Here is an 18,600-nt window from a genome sequence, read left to right as displayed (position 1 = left end):
TACGTAAACGTAAAGCACAGTGGGCCGGGTGCACAATATCCCGGTGCCCGAAACGTGGACGATCGCCGAACTCGCCGCCGAGTACGACGTCACCCTGCGCACCATCCGCTTCTACGAGGACCGCGGCCTCCTCACCCCCGAACGCCGCGGCACCGTCCGCATCTACCACCCCCGCGACCGCGTCCGCCTAGGCCTCATCCTGCGCGGCAAACGCCTCGGCTTCTCCCTCGACGAGATCGCCACCATCGTCGACATGTACGACGCCGAACCCGGCGAAGCCGGCCAGCTCGAATACCTCCTGGCCCAGATCACCACCCGCCGGGCCGACCTCGAACAACGCCGCCAAGACCTGGAACAAACCCTCCAGGACCTGGCCGAAGTAGAAGCCCGCTGCCAAGCCGACCTCAAAGCCCTCCGAAACCGCTCCTGAATGCCTGACGAGCTCTCCAACAGCTCGATCCTGGGCCGTCTCCTCGAAGAGATCTCCTGGGAAGGCAGGCTTGTCCGCGGCTACCGCCAAGGCGGGCGCGGCCGTGAGAACGTGCTGACAGCCGAGGTCCTCGGGCCCCTGTCCTACCTGCCGCGCGCGATCTTCCTCGCAGCCGTTCTGCGCAAGGCCCACGGCGCCGACGAAACCCGCGAACTCGTCGCGACCGAAGCCGAGGAAGCAGCCATCACGTTGCTCCCCGACGAGTCCCGCCTGTCACCCGGCGGTGTCGCCGTCCAGCCAGACGGCATCCTGGTCACGCCCAGCTGCCATGTCCTGATCGAAGCCAAAGGCATGGGCAAGTCCGCCTTCCAGTCCGAGCAACTGTCCCGCGAGTTCGTCTGCGTTCACCGAGACGCCGGCCAATCCCGCCCGCTGCTCCTCCTCATCACCCCGGAGCCCCCACCGCTCCCCGTCAAAGGCCACGGCCGCCTCCCCATCGAAGCCGCAATCGCTCTCCACCTCGAGAGCGTCCTGGCCCGCACCACAGGCCTCACCACAACTCCCGACGACCTGGCCGCCACGATCCCCGACACCGTCGCCTGGCTCACCTGGGACGACCTAGGTGCCGCCGTAGCCGACGCCGGTCAGAACCTCCCACCTCTCCCACCGAGCGTCGCCGCAACCATCCACCGCCTCCGCGACGACCTCCTCCGAGCCCTCGCCTGGCACAAATCCAAGCCGTGAGGTCAGGACCTCAGAACTGAGGTCGGCGGGACCAGCCGGCGGTCGGTGCGGGAAATCAGCAGGGTTGTACGGGTTCGGTCAGGGGTGAACTCGATGCCGAGGATCAGCACCGGCGTTCGCTGATAGGTGTACAGCGTCATCCCCGGTGCGATCCGGCCGGCGCCGATCCGGCCCGAAACCAGCAGACCCGGACGATCGGCGAGATCAAAGGTCTCATCGACCGTGTACACCACGAACCCCGGCGGATCGGGCCGAATCGGATGCTTCCGAGGAAAGCCTTCCTCCGTCGCGGGCCCGTGGGACACGCCCGTCATGACATAGTCGCCACACCGCTCACAGATGTAGCTGTCACCTAACGACATCCCGTCCTCGGCGCCGTACATGTCGTCCAGGCACTCGTGCTCGTCCTCAGCCATGCAGCAAGGGTCAGACCCACCGTGCGCATAGCAAGCGACGTCCGACCGATGCGGACAGAAGTAGGCCACTGGGCAGCAATACTTCACGGCAGCATCCTAGGCAGCACCAGAGCTCGGCCTCGTTGGGCCGCAGCGAGATCGGCGTCGAAGGCTTCGATGCGTACGGCGAACTCGTCCGGCTCGTCGAAGTGGACCCGGCGGCGCATCCACGGAGTACCTGGGGAGGCCAGGAGGACTGTCACCCCCTGTGGGGCACCAGAGAGCATTGAGGCGCCCGTCGAGTACCGGATCACCAGTGGCTGGCACTGTGGGTCTGGTGGGCCGCTTGGTTGCGGTAGGTGTGGCTCGCCCTGCAGGCCTTGCTCGAAGTAGGGCGCCAGAAGGTCACCGCCGGCAGCGCGCCAGCGATCGATGAGGCGCCGGAACGCGGCCTCGCGGCGGAGCGACGTACCGGCGGCCACGATGTCGCTGCCGGCGCCCGCGAAAGCTTGCGCGAACTCGTGGATCGGCGTTATGGCGGCCATGCTCAGCGACCACGTCGAGCGGACAAAGATCATCGCGTCACGAACCAGCACACCGGCGGCTCGAGCTGCGGCCGGCCTCCCGTCCCACCGTCGACGGTGGAGATTCTCCTCGGACCAACCGGATGGCCGCTTGGCGACATCGACCGGGAGGATCGCGTCAAGCGCGCGCCCGGCGGCCGACAGATACCACTCCGGATCCCAGATCCCGACTGTGGCGGACCTGGCTCGGACGACACCATGCTTGCCGATAGCAACTGATGGCTTCCCGTCAGGCCATTCGAACCTCGCACCTGACCGGTCGTTGTGCTCGAACCACAGAGCCTCGACGTCAGTGAACTCCACATGAAGCTCGGCAGGCTCTTCCTGACTGGTGGCGAAGCGGCGCTCGGCGAGCAGTGTGACGGTGGCTTCGAACCGAGCTTGGGTCCGCTCGACAGTCACCGCCGTAACCTTGGCGGTTTCCAGCTGGTAGTCCACCGCGAGTTCGGCGACGACGGAGGAAACCAACTGTTGTTCGGCTGGCCACACCACACCCGCGCCGTCTCGCGCGGAGACAGCGGCACTGGCGACCGCAGGCAGCGGCCAGCCGGCCGGACGGCCGACGTGCTCGATCGCCCAGCGGTATCGGTCCGGCTCGAACTCGGCCATCCAGCGGATGCACCGATCGGCTTCCTCCTCTCGACGCACCGCGCCACGTAGGCAAGCAGCGACGAAGAGTCCGGACGTGTTGTTGTCCCAGAGATTCGCGATCCGGTTCACGACTACACGGTCGAACGTCCGAGCATCGGCCGAGACCGACCCGATCCGCTCCCAGGACTGATCGAGCAGATCGGCCCAGCCATCGAGTAGTTGTCCCATGGGCTCAGACGGGCAGGCGGCGTTGCCAGTTGAGGGGGCCGACTTGAATGCGCTGGCCGGAGGTACCGGACCAAGTGACGGGGAGGTCGTGCGTGCGGAGAGTGGCGACGATCTGGTGGCCGACCTCCACTGCACGGGTCTCCCAGGTGGTCTCGTCGGCGTCGAAGGCGCCGTAGGCGAGGAACACGACGGCGGGATTGTCAGCAAGCTGCTCGGCGTCTTGCTGGTGGAAGAACGTATACGCCGAGGACTCCCGATCAGCAGGCCGTTCGTCGAAGATCTCGCTGGCCCCGCAGCCCTGGCAGCAGGTGAAGTTCATCCGGGCGACTACCCCGGCTGCCTCAAGGTCTGCGAACGCCGCAGCAAACCGGTCGGCGTCCGTGACCTCTGCCCACTCTTGCTGCTCTCGGAGCCGTTGCTGCCATACCTCGTCGACGAGTTGAGTCACCTGCTCAGCCGTCAGCACGCCGTCGTCTTCGGCGTACTCGATCGCATATTCCACAACCTCGGCACGCGAGTGGAATCCAGGGACGACCCAGCCCGCAACCTGCTCCCGCAGCTCTTCGACTTCTTCCATGCCCGGAAGCGTAAACGGCGCCACGGACAACCTCAGCCGAGTGCCAACTGACCGTCGGGCGTGGCTAGACGGCCAGCGGCATGGTTCGGAGGGCTGCGTCGTAGCGGGCGAGAGCCAAGCGGGCGAGTCTCGGGTCGGCGCCGAGGGGAGCCGTGACTCGGTGCGGGCCGGCCAGCTTGTGGAGGCGGTCGGAGAAGTGGCCGGGGGCTAGGAGGTAGTTGGCTACGGCTAGGCGGCCGGGGGTGGTGGCTAGGACTGCGGGGAGGCGGCGGCCTCGGCCTGCTAGGTAGCCGATGGTTACTGGGCGGTGGATGCGGGCGTGTAGGAGGGCTGCGGTGTGTTCGCAGTCTGCTTGGGCTCTGGGGTCGGAGGAGCCTGCGGCGGCTAGGACTACGTGGTCGGTGCGGGAGAGGTCGCCTAGGCGGTCTACGAGGATGTCGGCGATGAGGGGGTGGGGGCCTAGGGCGGGGGCTGCGGTTAGGCCGGGGTGGCGGGCTACCTGGTCGGCTATGTCTACGTGGACGTGGTAGCCGCTGGAGAGGAGGAGGGGGACCAGGACCGCTTCGGGGGCGTCGGTCATGACGCGGTCTACCAGGCCGGGCATGGCTGGAACGTCGACGTCTACGAAGCCGAGGGACATCGAGAGCTCGGGGCGGAGGCGGGCCATCTGGCGCACCAGGTCGTGGACTACGCGGATGCCACGGGGGTCTGCGGTTCCGTGGGCGATGGCGATTAGGTCGGTCATGAGGGGACCCCGGCTGGTTCTACGGCTAGGCGGTAGCCGCGGCGGACTACGGTGCGGACTAGTTCGGGGCGGCCTACTGCTGTGCGTAGGCGGTTGACCGTTACCTCTACTGCGTGGACGTCTTCGGCGCCTGGCAGTACGGCGAGGAGGTCGGGGCGGGAGACCACGTCACCGCCGGCGGCTACCAGGGCTGCCAGTACGGCGCGGGGGCCGGGGCCTAGGGGTAGTACGACGCCATCCAGTACTGCGGCGCCGCCGCGAATCACGAGTTGGCCGAACTCGGTGTCGATGGAGCGAGCGTTGTCGTCGGTGAGGCGGTCGGTGACTATGCGGATGAGGGCGCCTAGGCGGTAGCGGTCGGGCACCAGTGGTTCTAGACCTAGGTGGTAGAACGGGGCGGCCGTGACTGGGCCGACGCAGGCGTTCAGTACGCGGCCGGTTCGCAGTGCCGACACCAGGGCGTCGTACTGGCCGTTCAGCGCGGCTGCGTCCAGCATGGCCTGCGCACCGGGGGCTGAGGTGTGCACTACGGCGTCGACTGCACCTGTGCAGACCTGTCCAATCATTCGCTCGACGATGACCGGATCCGGCGCCGGCCCCCAGCGATACACCTCAAGACCGCGCACCGACGCCCCGGCGCCCCGCAGCGTGTCCATCAGCCCCGGGTCCGACAAACCATGCAGCTGTACGACGATCTTTCGTCCGCTGACGCCCTGGGCGCGCAGCCACTCGACGACCTCGATTGTCGTCTCGGAGCGTGCTGACCAGTGCTCCACGAGTCCCGCGGCTCGGATCGCGCCTCGCGCCTTCGGACCGCGGGCCAGGATCCGCGACTGCTCCAGCGTCACCAGCAGATCCGCAGCGAGCCCAGCAGTGTCCGCAGCCTCGATCCAGCCGCGGAAACCGACCGCGGTGGTGACCACGACGTCGTCCGGCGGGTTGGCGATCACTCGCCGGGTCGCCTCGATCAGAGCGTGGTCGTCGGCGACCGGAGTGATCTGCAGGGTCGGTGCGTGCAGCACCTTCGCGCCCCGGCGTTCGAAGGACGCGATGAGGTCGTCCGCTCGCCGGTGCGCGGTCACTGCGATCGTGCAGCCGCTGAGCGGACCCGGCTTGCTGTTAGCCGTCACCGTTCTCCCCCACCCGAACCATCCCGTCGACGATCTCGACCGGATAGACCGGCAGCGACACCTCCGGGTCATCCAGACACACGCCGGTGCGCAGATCGAAGACCTGCTTGAACATCGGCGAGGCCACGGTCGGGACATCGCCGCGACTGCCGACGATGCCTCGCGACATCACGTTGGCGCCGCTGAACGGGTCCTGGTTGCCGATGGCGAACACCGTCCCGTCGTGCAGCCGGAACAGCGCGATCTGCACCTCCCCGACCAGCGCCGCGACACCACGGTCCGGCAGCAATACGTCGTACCGGCAGAGCACTGTGGACTCCAGAGCCATGAGACTCACCGCCGTACCTCCAATCGGGGACCGGCTAGCAGCACCGGCTCCAGCTGTCCGCGCTCGGCCGGGGTGGCCGGGCGCGGCTGGTTGCGCTCGACCACGTAGCGCAGGTCGGCGTCGGGCTGATCCGGAGCGTTCACGAACGACACGAACCGGGCCAGCTTCGCCGGGTCGTCCAGCGTCGCCCGCCACTCGTCGACGTACGCACCGACGTGTTCGGCCATCGCAGCGTCCAGGTCAGCGCCAATGCCGAGGCTGTCGTTCAGTACGACGTCCCGCACGTGGTCGAGGCCGCCTTCGATCTCCCGAACCCACACCGAGGTCCGCTGCAGCCGGTCACCCGTCCGGACGTAGTACATGAGGAAGCGGTCGATCGCCTGTACCAGCTCCTCTTCCGACAGATCAGAAGCGAGCAGTTCGGCGTGCCGGGGTGTCATACCGCCGTTGCCGCCGACGTACAGGTTCCAGCCCTTCTCCGTCGCGATCACACCGACGTCCTTGCCGCGAGCCTCGGCGCACTCCCGCGCGCACCCGGACACACCGAGCTTGAGCTTGTGCGGCGACCGCAGCCCGCGGTAGCGCAGTTCCAGCGCGATAGCCATCCCCACCGAGTCCTGTACGCCGTACCGGCACCAGGTGGATCCGACACACGACTTCACCGTGCGGAGCGCCTTGCCGTACGCATGGCCCGACTCGAAGCCCGCATCGACCAGCCGCTTCCAGATAGCCGGCAACTGCTCGATCCGCGCGCCGAACAGGTCCACGCGCTGCCCACCGGTGATCTTGGTGTACAGCCCGAAGTCCCGGGCCACCTCACCGATCGTGATGAGCCCCTCCGGCGTGATCTCGCCACCGGGAATGCGGGGGACGACGGAGTACGTGCCGTCCTTCTGCATGTTCGCCATGACGTGGTCGTTGGTGTCCTGCAGCGGCGCACGCTCACTGTCGAGCACGTGGCCGGCCGGGTCCACACTCGCCAAGATAGAAGCGACTACCGGCTTGCAGATGTCACAGCCGCGCCCAGTGCCGTGGCGCTCGACAATCTCGCTGAACGTGCGCAGACCGGTCACCCGGACCACATCGAACAGCTCGGCCCGCGACAACGCGAAGTGCTCGCACAGCGCCTTACTGACCTCGACACCGGCCTTGGTCAGCTCGCTGTTCACCAGGGTCTTCACGATCGGCAGACAGGAGCCACAGCTCGTCCCGGCCTTGGTGCGACCGCACACCGACTTCACATCGCCGCAGCCCTCGTCCCGGACGGCGCACCGGATCGTCCCAGCCGACACGTTGTTGCAGGAGCAGACCGGTGCGTCGTCCGGCAGCTCCAGCTGAGCCGGTGCGGCGCCTTCCGGCAGCAGGAACCCGGCCGGATCCGCACCGAGCTCCCGGCCGACCATAGGCCGCAGACCCGAGTACGCCGACGCGTCGCCGACCAGGATGCCGCCGAGCAGCGTCCTGGCGTCGTCCGACAGCACGAGCTTCTTGTAGACGCCGGCCACCGGGTCGGCGTACACGATGTCCAGCGCGCCTTCAGTGGTACCGAACGCGTCACCGAAGCTAGCTACGTCGACTCCGAGCAGCTTCAGCTTCGTCGACGTATCCGCCCCAGGGAAGGTCGCTGAACCACCCAGCAGGCGGTCGGCGACGATCTCGGCCATGGTGTTGCCAGGGGCAACCAAACCCCAGACCCGGCCCTCGATACAGGCGACCTCACCGATCGCCCAGACGCCAGGCGTCGAGGTCCGGCAGGCCTCGTCCACCACGACGCCGCCGCGCTCACCGATCTCCAGACCGGCGGCCCGGGCCAGCTCGTCGCGCGGCCGGACACCGGTCGCGAACACGACCACGTCAGCCGGCAGATCCGGTCCCTCGGCCACAGCCATCGCACGAGCGGCACCCTGCGAGGTGAGCTTCACCCGCGTGGTCGCCGTGGACGTGCGGACGTCGACGTCCAGACCGCGGATCAGCCGCGCGAGCGCCGACCCACCGCCCTCGTCGACCTGCAACGGCATCAGCCGCGGCGCGAACTCGACCACAGTGGTGGCTGCCCCGAGCGCACGCAGCGCACCAGCCGCCTCCAATCCGAGCAGACCGCCACCCACCACGACACCGTTGACCTGGTCGCGTTCCGACTTCAGCCGCTCGACGTAGACTCGCAGTGCGGCCACATCGTCGATGGTGCGGTACACGAAACAGCCCTGTGCGTCGCTGTTCTTCACCGGAGGTACGAACGCCGACGAGCCTGTCGCCAGGACCAGTTCGTCGTACGCGATCGACTCACCGCGCGCAGTGCTCACAGTCTTGGCAGCCACATCGATAGCGGTCACCTGAACGCCCTTGCGCAGCACGACCGCAGGGTCGTCCCACAGGTCCGGATCGCCCAGTGCGAGGTCGTGCGGGTCGCGTCCGGAGAAGTAGCTGGTCAGTGCGACCCGGTCGTACGGAAGGCGTGGCTCTTCGGCCAGCACGGTGATCCGCCACTGGACGTCGGTGTCACGCGCGCGCAGCGCCTCCACCAGCCGGTGGGCGACCATTCCGCCACCCACCACCACTACGTGCCGGGCCTTGCTCAGCTCTGTCATCGTCGCCCTCCTGGCCGGTACTGGTTCGGTCTCGCCGCGGCGGAACCGGTCAAGCAGGTCACCGACGGCACCGGTGCAACTGCCGCACCCGGTGGTCGCCCGTGTAGTGGCGGCGATGCCGGCAACACTGTCGGCACCTCCACGCCAGGCCGCTTCGAGCGCAGCCCTCGTCACTCCGTTGCACCGACAAACGGTGACTGTCTTCTTCGCCGGTACGGCGGGCTCCGCAAGCAGCCCGTCTGCCACGACCGGCGTACCGCGGTCAGCCAGCAGCACCAGCTCCGCCGCAACCTCCGGCGCACCCACTGCGACCGCCGACCGCACCACACCGTCCCGCAGTACGGCGCGCACCAGCCGCTCGTCGTCCTCGAGCCGAACCTCTTCGCCCGCCTCGTCGGCAGCCCCCAGCACCAGTACGTCGAGCGCCCCGGCCGTCAGCCGGATCACCTCCGGCCGCAGCGCCGCCGCCGTACCGGTCAGGTGTGCCGCCAGCGCTTCGGCGTGGGACCAGGCGGACTCCACGGTTCCGGTGACGCGGCCGTCGATCTCGGCGCAGTCCCCGATCGCATGCACGCTCGGGTCGTCCGGACTGGTCAGCGTCTCGTCGACAACGATCCCGGTCCGGACGGTGAGCCCGGCAGCCAGTTCGGTCCGCGGTTTCACCCCGCAGGCAACGACTAGCTGGTCACCGAAGACCTGCCGCCCGTTCTGCAGCAGCAGGGCCCGGAACGCCCCAGGTGTGTCGACAACCTCAGCGTTCAGCAGCACCTCGACACCGGCACGCCGTACCGCCCGGGTTACTCGCCGTCCGGCGGACAGCGGAACCGTCTTGTCCAGCAGGGCTTCCCCGTCATGCACCAGCGTCACCGCAACGCCACGCTCGCGGAGCGCACACGCAGTCTCGACGCCGAGCACCCCACCACCGAGTACCACCACACGCCGGACCCGGTCGATCGCATCGACAAGCGACCGCGCGTCCGCCGCCGTCCGCAGCACCTGCACGCCAGCGGCGAGCTTCACCGGCACCAGAGGCTCAGCACCGGTTGCGAACACCACGTGGTCGTAGCTGTGCGAGACACCCGCCGAGTCCGTCACCACGCGACGTGCACGGTCGACTGCCACGGCAGTCACCACGGGCTCGTCGCCCACGACAGGTGCTGAGGCGCGGCCGGCGACGTACTCGGTCAGCCGGCTGCGGTTGTACGAACCCTCGTCGCCCAGCACAGTCACGTCGTACGACGGCAGCAGCGCCGCGAGCCGTCGTCCGGCCATCCCGCCGCCAACGATGACCACCTTCATGCGGACACCCCCGTCACCGGTAGTGCAGCCGCACGCAGCGAAACCGCACAGGCCTTGAACTCCGGCATCCGCGACACCGGATCGAGCACGTCGTTCGTCAGCTCGTTCACCGCACACGCACCGCCGTAGTGGAACGGCACAAAGACGGTGTCCGGCCGTACGTCGGTCGTCACGCGCGCCGCCAGCACCATGGCGCCCCGGGCTGTCCGCAACTCGACCGGACGGCCGTCCGAGATCCCGAGCTGCGCAGCGACGCGCGGGTGGATCTCCGCGAACACCTCCGGCTCGGCCTCGGCCAGCTCCGGCACCCGACGTGTCTGCGCACCACTCTGGTAGTGCTGCAGGAGCCGCCCAGTCACCAAGTACATCGGTGCTGCGCCGTTCAGATCGTCAGCCACCGGACGGTGGTCGACCGGAACCACATGCGCGCGACCGTCCGGCGTACCAAACCTGTCTGCGAACAGGCGCGGCGTACCGGGGTGGTCCACCGCAGGTACTGGCCAGAACAGCTCCTCGTTGTCGAGCCGCGACCAGGTGATCCCGGAGTAGTCGGCCTTACCGCCTGCGCTGGCCAGCCGCAGCTCCTCGAACACGGCGGCCGGGTCAGTCGGGAAGGACGCCGTACATCCGAGCCTCGAGGCCAACCCTGCAAACACGTGCAGGTCGCTGCGCACCTCACCAGGGGGTGTCACAGCGGCCCGGCGCCGCAGTACTCGGCCTTCGAGGGACGTCATCGTCCCGTCCTCCTCAGCCCACTGCGTGACTGGGAAGACCACGTCGGCGAGCAGTGCAGTCTCAGACGGTACGACGTCCGCTACGACCAGCAAGTCCAACGCAGCAAGGCGTTCCCGGACCGATGCGAGGTTCGGAGCCGACACGAGGAGGTTGCTCCCGTGGACAAGCAGAGCGCGCGGACCGTCCGTCGTACCCAAGGAGTTGATCAGCTCGACTGCACTCTTACCCGGTCCTGGCAGGTCAGCCGGGTCCACGCCCCACACTGCTGCGATGTGCGCACGCGCGGCGGGGTCCGCGATGCTGCGGTAGCCCGGGAGCTGGTCGGCCTTCTGACCGTGCTCCCGGCCACCCTGGCCGTTCCCCTGCCCAGTGATGCAGCCATAGCCGCTGCCAAGCCGCCCGGGCAGTCCGAGCGCCAGTGCGAGGTTGATGCAGGCCGTCACCGTGTCGGTGCCCTTGCTGTGCTGCTCTGCGCCACGGCCAGTCAGGATGAACGCCCCGGCACCACCATGGACCGGAGCTGCCGCCGCCAGTACTCGAGCGGCTCGCCTGATCGTCAGAGCCGGCACACCAGTTACCCGCTCGGCTCGCTCGGGCCACCAGGCAGCGGTCGAGCGGTAGAGCGCGTCTGGGTCATCCACTCGCTCTGCCAGGTAGCTGGTGTCAGCAAGCCCTTCCTGCAGCACCACGTGCGTGAGTGCGAGCACCAGCGCCAGATCGGTGCCAGGGGTGGCCTGCAAGTGCAGTGCGCCCGGCAGAGCTGCAGTCGCCGACCGACGCGGGTCAACAACCAGCAGACCACCTTCAGAAGGCAGGTGCGAGACGGCCGGCGGCATGGTGTCGGCGATGTTGCTTCCAACCAGCAGTACGGCGTCCGCGCCGTCCAGGTCCGCCAATGGGAACGGCAGACCGCGGTCGATGCCGAAGGCACGGTTCGTGGCCGCTGCGGCCGACGACATACAGAACCGACCGTTGTAGTCGACGTTCGCCGTACGGAGAGCCACGCGCGCGAACTTGCCCAGCGCATAGGCCTTTTCGTTGGTCAGCCCGCCGCCACCGAACACCGCGATCGCATCTGAGCCGTGAGCGGCCTGCAGCGACTGGATGCGGTTGGCAACGAAGTCCAGCGCGTAGTCCCAGGTCACCGGGACCAGCTCACCGGACGCGTCGCGCACCAGGGGTGTGGTCAGGCGGTCCGGGACTGTGAGGACCTCTGCGGCGGTCCAGCCCTTCCGGCAGAGCCCGCCTTCACCGCGCGGACGCACCTCCACCGCCCCCGGCCGGTCGGCCGGGAGCAGGCTGGTGGCGCACTGCAGCGCGCAGTACGGGCAGTGAGTGGGGACTGCGGTCACACGCGCTCCTGGCTGAGCGGGCCACCCTTGCGCAGGTAGCAGAAGTACGTGACGGCCAGGCAGACCACATAGAAGCCGCAGAAGACGTAGAGCGCCGGAATCAGCGAGCCGAAGTTGCTGGTCGACATCGCGAACCCACGCGGTACCAGGAAGCCGCCGTACGCGCCGATGGCCGAAGCGATACCGATACAGGCGGCCGCCTCCCGGCGAGCGCGGCCCGGGTCGCCCGGCGTGGTCAGCCGGAACACCGCGGGGATCATCCGGTACGTCGATCCGTTCGCGGCACCGCTGGCGACGAACAGGAACAGGAAGCTGACCATGAAGCCCGCGAAGCTGCCCGCGTTCAGGGCGACGATCGCGGCCAGGATGCCCAGGCCCATCACCACGAACGCGCAGACCGTCACCCAGGCGCCCCCGAGCATGTCGGCCAGCTTGCCGCCGAACGGCCGTGCGACCGACCCGACCAGTGCACCGAGGAAGGCGATGTGCGCCACGGTGATCTCGGGGAACGTCGTCTTGATCAGCAGCGGGAACGCCGCCGAGAAGCCGATGAACGAGCCGAAGGTCCCGATGTAGAGGAACGAGATGATCCAGGTGTGCGGGCGCTTCGCCGCAGTGATCGACGTACGGAAGGAGGAGGTCGCGACCGACAGGTTCGCCATCACGCGCCAGGCCACGAAGGCGGCGACCAGGATGAGCGGGAGCCAGAGCAGGCCGGCCCGGTTCAGCGTCAGACCGGCGCCGATCGTGATGGCCACCGGCACCAGGAGCTGGACGACCGCGACACCGAGGTTGCCACCGGCCGCGTTGATGCCGAGTGCGAAGCCCTTCTCCTTCTCGGGGTAGAAGAACGAGATGTTGGTCATGCTGCTCGCGAAGTTGCCGCCACCAACACCTGCGGTCGCCGCGACCAGCGCCATCAGCCAGAACGGCGTCTCCGGCCGGCTGATGAAGAACGCCAGCCCGGCGGTCGGGATCAGCAGGAGCAGGGCGGACACGATGGTCCAGTTACGGCCACCGAACTTCGGTACGGCGAAGGTGTACGGCAACCGCAGCGTCGCGCCGACCAGGCTCGGCAGCGCGACCAGCCAGAACAGCTGGTCGGTCGTGTAGGTGAAACCGGCCTTCGGCATCGACACCACGACGATGCTCCACAGCTGCCAGACCGAGAAGCCGAGGAACTCGGCGAAGATCGACGGCCACAGGTTGCGGCGCGCGACGGCGCGGCCCTTGGACTCCCAGAACGTCGCGTCCTCGGGGTCCCACTCGTCGATCCAGCGCCCACGCCGCGGCGCATCGACCGTGCCGACCGTACCTGTCCGGTCACCGGTGGTGACCTGCGGTCCTGCCTCGAGCGTCATCGTGCGTCTCCTGTCGTCCGACCTCACTGATTAGGCCAGGACGCTATGACCGGGGTGTTTCCACGTGGTCATCTCGTTGTTACGCCGCCGAAACGGCTCCCGCACACCAGTCGCTGACTGGTGAGAGAAGGTGGGTACTGTGCCTCTACCGACGGGCGGAGGGGAACTGACCGTGAACAACAAGGTGCGACCGCGGGGGCGGTGGGCGTGGCGGGGCGCGATCGCTGCGGTGCTGATCGGGTGGCTGGTGCTGGGCGCGATCGGCGGGCCGACGGTCGGGAAGCTGAGCGAGGTCCAGGAGAACGACAACGCCAACTTCCTGCCGAAACAGGCCGAATCCACGCTGGTGGCCAACGAATCAGCGAAGTTCGTCGACTCCACAGCGCTCCCGTACTTCGTCCTGGTCGAACGCGATGCCGGGATCACCCCGGCGGATCTGACCGCGGCGCGCGGGTTCCTCGCGAAGGTGCCTGCGCTTGACCTCGGCGGCGGTAAGAAGCTCGGCGACTACCTGGCCTCGCCGCCGCAGACCGTCATACCGTCCGCGGACAAGAAGGCACTGCTCCTCACCGTCGAACTGGATGGTGATCGGGCCGACGAAGTGGTCGCCGAGGGCGAGACTGTGTTGTTCGCCACTGCGGACACGATGCGTGACGAAATCAAGAAGGATCTCACTCCGAGTGGTCTCAAGGTCTACGTGACCGGGCCTGGTGGGGTATTCGCAGACTTCGTCGTCGCGTTCAGCGGGATCGACGGGATTCTGCTCGGGGTCGCGCTCGCGGTGGTGTTCCTGATCCTGCTGATCGTCTACCGCAGTCCGATCCTGCCGATCGCCGTACTGCTGACCGCCGTCTTCGGGCTCGCGCTGGCCGCCTCAGTCGTGTACCCGCTGGCGAAGAACGGCGTACTGGAACTGAACGGGCAGAGTCAGGGCATCCTGTTCATCCTCGTGGTCGGCGCGGCGACGGACTACTCGCTGCTGCTCGTCTCCCGATACAAGGAAGAACTGCACGACTACACCAGCAAGTACGACGCCATGCGGATCGCCTGGCGGGCTTCGATCGAGCCGATCGCGGCGAGCGCTGCCACGGTCATCCTCGGTCTGCTGTGTCTACTGCTGTCGCAACTGGGCAGCACGAAGGGGCTCGGGCCGGTCGGGGCGATCGGGATCTTCGGGGCGCTGGTCGCTTCGATGACGTTCCTGCCGGCGATCCTGCTGGCGTTCGGACGGCGGATCTTCTGGCCGTCCATCCCGCAGCTCGACCACGTGCACGCGCGCGATCAGGTCGGCGGCCGCAAGCTCTGGGGTCGAGTGTCGGGGCTGGTCGGACGGCACCCGCGCCGAGTCTGGGTGATCAGCGCGCTGGCGTTGCTGGCGTGCGGGGCGTTCCTGCCGACGTTCAAGGCCAGCGGGATCTCGCAGGAGGACCTGTTCCTGAACAAGGTCGAGTCCGTGACCGGTACGGAGGAGCTGGGCAAGCACTTCGACGCCGGCGCCGGTACGCCGGTGCAGATCCTGACCCCGGTTTCGCAGGCCGAGCAGGTGGTGCAGATCGCGACCCAGGTCGACGGGGTCGCTGCCGCGTCCGCCTCGGCGGCTCCCGGCGTACCGCCGAAGGTTGTCGACGGCAAGGTTCTGGTCCAGGCGACGCTGAAGGTGAAGGCCGACTCCCCTGCCGCGACCAAGGTCGTCGAACACCTGCGCACCGAGCTCGACAAGGTCAGCCCCGACGTCCTGGTCGGCGGCAACACCGCGATCAACCTGGACGTCCTCGACGCCAGCAACCGCGACCTGCGGGTGATCATCCCGACCATCCTCGCCGTCATCTTCCTGGTCCTGATGCTGCTGCTCCGCTCGGTCCTGGCTGCGGTCCTGCTGGTCGTCGCCAACGTGATCTCGTTCGCCGCGACCCTCGGCGTCAGCGCGATCGCCTTCAACCACATCTTCGGCTTCCCCGGCGCGGATCCCGCGATCCCGCTCTACGGCTTCGTCTTCCTCGTTGCCCTAGGCATCGACTACTCGATCTTCCTGATGACCCGCGTCCGCGAGGAATCCGCCGACCAGGGCACCCGCCCCGGCATCCTGACCGGCCTCGCCGTCACCGGCGGCGTCATCACCTCAGCCGGCGTGGTCCTGGCCGCCACCTTCTCCGCGCTCGCCGTCCTCCCCATCCTCTTCCTCGTCCAAACCGCCTTCCTGGTCGCCTTCGGCGTCCTCCTCGACACCACCATCGTCCGCTCCCTCCTAGTCCCCGCCCTCGCCCACGACATCGGCCCCAAGATCTGGTGGCCCAGCAAACTCTCCCGAGAGACACCTCACCGCGGTTAGCCTCGGGGGATGGAGACCTTCCAAGGTGTGATCGAGGTGAACGACGGGGGCGGGGCTTGGGTTGAGGTCCCGGACGGGGTGATCAAAGGGCTGGGTGGGGGTGGGCGGATTCCGGTGCTGGCGACGTTCGACGGGGTCGAGTACCGCGGTTCGATTGCGTCGATGGGTGGGTGTATGGCGCTCGGCGTGCTGAAGGGGATTCGGGCTGAGCTGGGTAAGGGTGCCGGCGACACGATCACCGTGACGGTTGAGCGGGACACGGCTGAGCGGACGGTCGACGTACCGGAGGACTTTGCTGCTGCGCTTGCCGAGGCCGGACTGCGTGACGCCTTCGACAAGCTGAGCTACAGCCATCGCCGCGAGCACATCCAAGCGATCCTCGACGCCAAGAAGCCGGAGACCCGCACCCGCCGCATCACGAAGGCGCTGGAGATGCTCCGCTAGCTCTGCTCCCGGAACGCGGTCCAACCGGTGGGTGGGAGTTCGGGCGGCTCAGGCAAGAGTTGGCGGATGGTGGTGGCGCCGGGAGCGTAGGCGGCCTCGGGGAGGCTGCCGAGGACGTCCGCGTAGACCGAGCGGAGGACTTCGGCTTGGGCGGACCACGAGAAGCGGTGTCGCAGCTCGGGATCGTTCGTGATGCGTTGGGAAATGCGGTCGCGGTCGGCCAGCACCTTGCGGACCGCTTCGACGAAACCGTCGACGTCGCCGGCCGGATAGACCGCGCCTAGGTCCAGCTCGTTGACCAGGTCTGCCTGGGCTGGGGTGTCGCTGGTGATGATGGGGAGGCCGGCCGCGATGTACTCGCAGAACTTGTTGGTCACCGCGATGTCGTGGTTCGGGGCGTGCAGCAGCGGGCTGATGCCGATGGTCGCGGAGCGGACGTAGGCCGGGACGAGTTCGGCGTCGACGAACGGCAGCACGTGGACGCGGTCGCCGACACCCAGCTCGGTGGCACGGGCGCGCAGTTCGGTGGTGAACGAGTTGAGTCGCGCGACAATCGCGAGGTGGGCGCCGGGCAACTGCGGTAGCGCCTCGACCGCCGTACCGACGCCGCGCGCCCGGTGCACACCACCGAGGTACACGAGCAGCGGGACATCCGCGGCCAACTGCAACTGCTCGCGCAGCCCCTGAACCTCAGCGTCCTCCGGCGGCTCGATCGGTGCATTCAGTACGACGTCCGGCAGCGCAGCCAGCTTGTGATCGCGCTGCAGCCAGTGGGCCAGCGGCTCGGACACCGTGATGATGCGGTCGACATCCCCGAGGAACTCGCGCTCGAGATCGCTGTACGCCGCCACCCGTCGCGGCGGCACATTCGGCACCCCGGGGACGTACTCGTGTGCGTCATAGATGATCTTGACCGTCCGCCCGTCCAGAGCCGCCCGGTGCGCCGCACGCGCCGCGATCCCCAGCATGTAGACGTCATGCACGTGGATGACCTCCATCTGCATGCGGTCGAGCAGCGGCCCGAGCGTGAGCTCCTGGTCGACCACCTCCGGCAGCACGCTCCGCCAGCGCCCCGACGGCAGTGCGCGATGGAGCGCGATCCGTCGCGCCCGCTGCTTGCCGTTCCCCAGTCCGGCCTTGCGGCTCGCCCGCCGTACCAGGACCGCCCGGGCGTCGAGAACCGTGCTGTGGAGGCGCAACGACCGCCAGCGCACAGCCCGCCGTACCCGATCAAGAGGGGACCGCCGGACCGCGCCCGTACGCTCACTGTCGCGCTTGTCGCGACCGCGGTCACCACGCAGCTCACGGGTCGCGTACTGCCAGCGGCCCTTCGCCAGCGTGTATTCCGCCTCCGTACTGAACCACGGCTTCAGACTGGCCAGCCGCTTGCGCCACCCGGTCAGCGTCGCCTTCGACTGCACCCGCGGCGCGACCACCTGCACCTTGCCGAGTGCGCGGGAGCCCCGATGGTGGCGGCCGGCGATACCGACACAGGTGACATCGAGATCCCAGTTGGCCACCGTCTGCGCGTACTTGAGCACGCGCGAGTCGATGACGATGTCGTTCCCGGCCATCATCACGACCTTCCGCCGTACCCATGGCGGCTTCCAATCAGCCGGTACGGCGCTCGCTCGGTCGACGAGCGCGGTCAGCGCCTGACCGGAGCGGCGGCCGTCATGGACCTCCGCGACGAACGTCGGTCCGAGCGCGGCGATGGCGCGGGCGCGGTCCCGATCCGCGATGAGGTCGAGCAGAACCTGTTCCAACGTGTCCGGTGTCGCGTCGACGATCGGCAGTTCCCGTCCAGTCGCCTCGACGACGCGACCGCGGACCGACTCGGACACGTACGACACGACGATCCGCCCGGCCGCCATCGCCTCGCAGGCCGCGACACCGTAGTTGCCGATCCGGAACTGGTCGATCACGATGTCGGCGTCGCCGTACACGGCCGGCATCTCCGACGGGTCGACGCCCTGTACCCGGCGATAGGTGATGAGGCCTCGGCGGTCCAGGTCCACCATGACCGGGTCGATCAGATCGGACCCCTTGATCGCGGCTTTGCTCGGCGCGTGCGCCACCACCGGCCGCTTGCGCTCCAGCACCGGGGAGTCGCTGCGCCAGGCGTCGACATCGACCACGACCGGACACCAGATTGCCTTGGGCACGTAATCAAGCAGGTCAGGTGTGGAAACGAAGACCGGGCCTGGGTACGACGTGAACAGCTCGACCGCGCGAACGGCCTTCCGCTCCAGCACCTCCACGGTCGCGTCCTCCATATCGGGGAACGGCGACCAGCGCTCAGTCTGCACGTGCCGGCTCGGAATGCGCACGTCGGTGCCGTGGGCAAGCAACCCGACCTGCACGCCTTTGCGCAGCAGATGCTGCATGTCGCCGGCCGCGTCCGGACCGTGCACCACGCCGAAGACCGGCCGTGCTGCCTCGATCAGCACATGCGTGTAGTTGCGAACGACGTGGTGGTAGAACTCCAGCTGCCAGGGCCGATGCCGCCGATAGGTGCTCCACGAAACCCGATAGTCGACCGGGTAGTCCAGAACCCCGTTGGCAAAGGCGAACGCGGTCACCTTCGTCGTCGGCGACTGCCCTTCGAGCGCGCGAGCCCACTGAGTCCCTTGCCCCGCGAAGTTGACCGGGCCGATCAGCACGCGCGCGGCGGCATCGAGCCGCGCCGGCATCGCCGCCCCGTTGTTCTCCGCACCTATGTCTGTATTCCGAACCACGT

14 protein-coding genes are annotated in these 18,600 nt (G+C 68.1%); 4 read left to right on the top strand and 10 right to left on the bottom strand.

Going from position 1 to position 18,600, the window contains the following annotated elements; genetic code table 11:
* Positions 1-43 precede the first annotated feature (43 nt).
* The gene (locus ACFTSF_RS34660) at positions 44-430 is read left to right on the top strand and encodes a MerR family DNA-binding transcriptional regulator (protein WP_344157110.1); all 387 of its coding nucleotides are present in this window, start codon (positions 44-46) and stop codon (positions 428-430) included.
* Positions 431-1,174 carry a hypothetical protein gene (locus ACFTSF_RS34655; protein WP_380158987.1) on the top strand — a complete coding sequence of 248 codons (744 nt, stop codon included), beginning with the start codon at positions 431-433 and terminating at the stop codon, positions 1,172-1,174.
* Between the two features lie 2 nt (positions 1,175-1,176).
* Here the strand turns inward: ACFTSF_RS34655 and ACFTSF_RS34650 are convergent, their stop codons facing one another.
* From ACFTSF_RS34650 to ACFTSF_RS34610, 9 genes are all read right to left on the bottom strand, one after another.
* Entirely contained in the window at positions 1,177-1,590 is a 414-nt protein-coding gene (locus ACFTSF_RS34650; RefSeq protein WP_380158985.1) for a hypothetical protein, read from the bottom strand.
* An 83-nt stretch (positions 1,591-1,673) separates the two neighbouring features.
* Positions 1,674-2,972 (bottom strand): hypothetical protein, encoded by a 1,299-nt coding sequence (locus tag ACFTSF_RS34645; RefSeq protein ID WP_380158983.1) that lies wholly within the window; start codon positions 2,970-2,972, stop codon positions 1,674-1,676.
* Positions 2,973-2,976: 4 nt separating this feature from the next.
* Positions 2,977-3,549 (bottom strand): DUF6891 domain-containing protein, encoded by a 573-nt coding sequence (locus tag ACFTSF_RS34640; protein ID WP_380158981.1) that lies wholly within the window; start codon positions 3,547-3,549, stop codon positions 2,977-2,979.
* 64 nt (positions 3,550-3,613) lie between these two features.
* The gene (locus ACFTSF_RS34635) at positions 3,614-4,294 is read right to left on the bottom strand and encodes a sirohydrochlorin chelatase (RefSeq protein WP_380158979.1); all 681 of its coding nucleotides are present in this window, start codon (positions 4,292-4,294) and stop codon (positions 3,614-3,616) included.
* Positions 4,291-5,424, bottom strand: a complete 1,134-nt coding sequence (locus ACFTSF_RS34630; protein WP_380158977.1) for a uroporphyrinogen-III synthase — start codon at positions 5,422-5,424, stop codon at positions 4,291-4,293. Before ACFTSF_RS34630 ends, ACFTSF_RS34635 begins: the two co-directional genes overlap by 4 nt.
* Positions 5,414-5,752 (bottom strand): nitrite reductase small subunit NirD, encoded by a 339-nt coding sequence (gene nirD, locus ACFTSF_RS34625; RefSeq protein ID WP_380159195.1) that lies wholly within the window; start codon positions 5,750-5,752, stop codon positions 5,414-5,416. Before nirD ends, ACFTSF_RS34630 begins: the two co-directional genes overlap by 11 nt.
* A gap of 5 nt (positions 5,753-5,757) precedes the next feature.
* Positions 5,758-9,639 carry a nitrite reductase large subunit NirB gene (gene nirB / locus ACFTSF_RS34620; protein ID WP_380158975.1) on the bottom strand — a complete coding sequence of 1,294 codons (3,882 nt, stop codon included), beginning with the start codon at positions 9,637-9,639 and terminating at the stop codon, positions 5,758-5,760.
* Positions 9,636-11,726 (bottom strand): molybdopterin oxidoreductase family protein, encoded by a 2,091-nt coding sequence (locus ACFTSF_RS34615; protein ID WP_380158973.1) that lies wholly within the window; start codon positions 11,724-11,726, stop codon positions 9,636-9,638. The genes nirB and ACFTSF_RS34615 overlap by 4 nt, the downstream gene beginning before the upstream one ends.
* Positions 11,723-13,087, bottom strand: coding sequence for an MFS transporter (locus tag ACFTSF_RS34610; RefSeq protein ID WP_380158971.1), 1,365 nt, complete (start codon positions 13,085-13,087; stop codon positions 11,723-11,725). The genes ACFTSF_RS34615 and ACFTSF_RS34610 overlap by 4 nt, the downstream gene beginning before the upstream one ends.
* A gap of 139 nt (positions 13,088-13,226) precedes the next feature.
* Between ACFTSF_RS34610 and ACFTSF_RS34605 the strand changes: the two genes are divergently transcribed.
* Both ACFTSF_RS34605 and ACFTSF_RS34600 read left to right on the top strand, forming a co-directional pair.
* Entirely contained in the window at positions 13,227-15,416 is a 2,190-nt protein-coding gene (locus ACFTSF_RS34605; RefSeq protein ID WP_380158969.1) for an MMPL family transporter, read from the top strand.
* 9 nt (positions 15,417-15,425) lie between these two features.
* Positions 15,426-15,860 carry a YdeI/OmpD-associated family protein gene (locus ACFTSF_RS34600; protein WP_380158967.1) on the top strand — a complete coding sequence of 145 codons (435 nt, stop codon included), beginning with the start codon at positions 15,426-15,428 and terminating at the stop codon, positions 15,858-15,860.
* Here ACFTSF_RS34600 and ACFTSF_RS34595 read toward each other — a convergent pair.
* On the bottom strand, positions 15,857-18,598 hold the full coding sequence (locus tag ACFTSF_RS34595) for a glycosyltransferase (RefSeq protein WP_380158966.1): 2,742 nt from the start codon (positions 18,596-18,598) through the stop codon (positions 15,857-15,859). The genes ACFTSF_RS34600 and ACFTSF_RS34595 overlap by 4 nt on opposite strands.
* Between the last annotated feature and the right edge of the window lie 2 nt (positions 18,599-18,600).

Source organism: Kribbella sp. NPDC056951 (assembly GCF_042674205.1).
GTDB lineage: Bacteria > Actinomycetota > Actinomycetes > Propionibacteriales > Kribbellaceae > Kribbella > Kribbella yunnanensis.
Note: the sequence above shows the minus strand (reverse complement) of the source record. Positions and strands in the feature narration are given on the sequence as shown.

Bases quoted from the DNA above. Each gene is read 5' to 3' on its own strand.
- ACFTSF_RS34600 (WP_380158967.1), top strand. From the start codon at position 15,426: ATGGAGACCTTCCAAGGTGTGATCGAGGTGAACGACGGGGGCGGGGCT.
- ACFTSF_RS34635 (WP_380158979.1), bottom strand. From the start codon at position 4,294: ATGACCGACCTAATCGCCATCGCCCACGGAACCGCAGACCCCCGTGGC.
- ACFTSF_RS34645 (WP_380158983.1), bottom strand. From the start codon at position 2,972: ATGGGACAACTACTCGATGGCTGGGCCGATCTGCTCGATCAGTCCTGG.
- ACFTSF_RS34655 (WP_380158987.1), top strand. From the start codon at position 431: ATGCCTGACGAGCTCTCCAACAGCTCGATCCTGGGCCGTCTCCTCGAA.
- nirB (WP_380158975.1), bottom strand. From the start codon at position 9,639: ATGAAGGTGGTCATCGTTGGCGGCGGGATGGCCGGACGACGGCTCGCG.
- nirD (WP_380159195.1), bottom strand. From the start codon at position 5,752: ATGGCTCTGGAGTCCACAGTGCTCTGCCGGTACGACGTATTGCTGCCG.
- ACFTSF_RS34610 (WP_380158971.1), bottom strand. From the start codon at position 13,087: ATGACGCTCGAGGCAGGACCGCAGGTCACCACCGGTGACCGGACAGGT.
- ACFTSF_RS34640 (WP_380158981.1), bottom strand. From the start codon at position 3,549: ATGGAAGAAGTCGAAGAGCTGCGGGAGCAGGTTGCGGGCTGGGTCGTC.
- ACFTSF_RS34650 (WP_380158985.1), bottom strand. From the start codon at position 1,590: ATGGCTGAGGACGAGCACGAGTGCCTGGACGACATGTACGGCGCCGAG.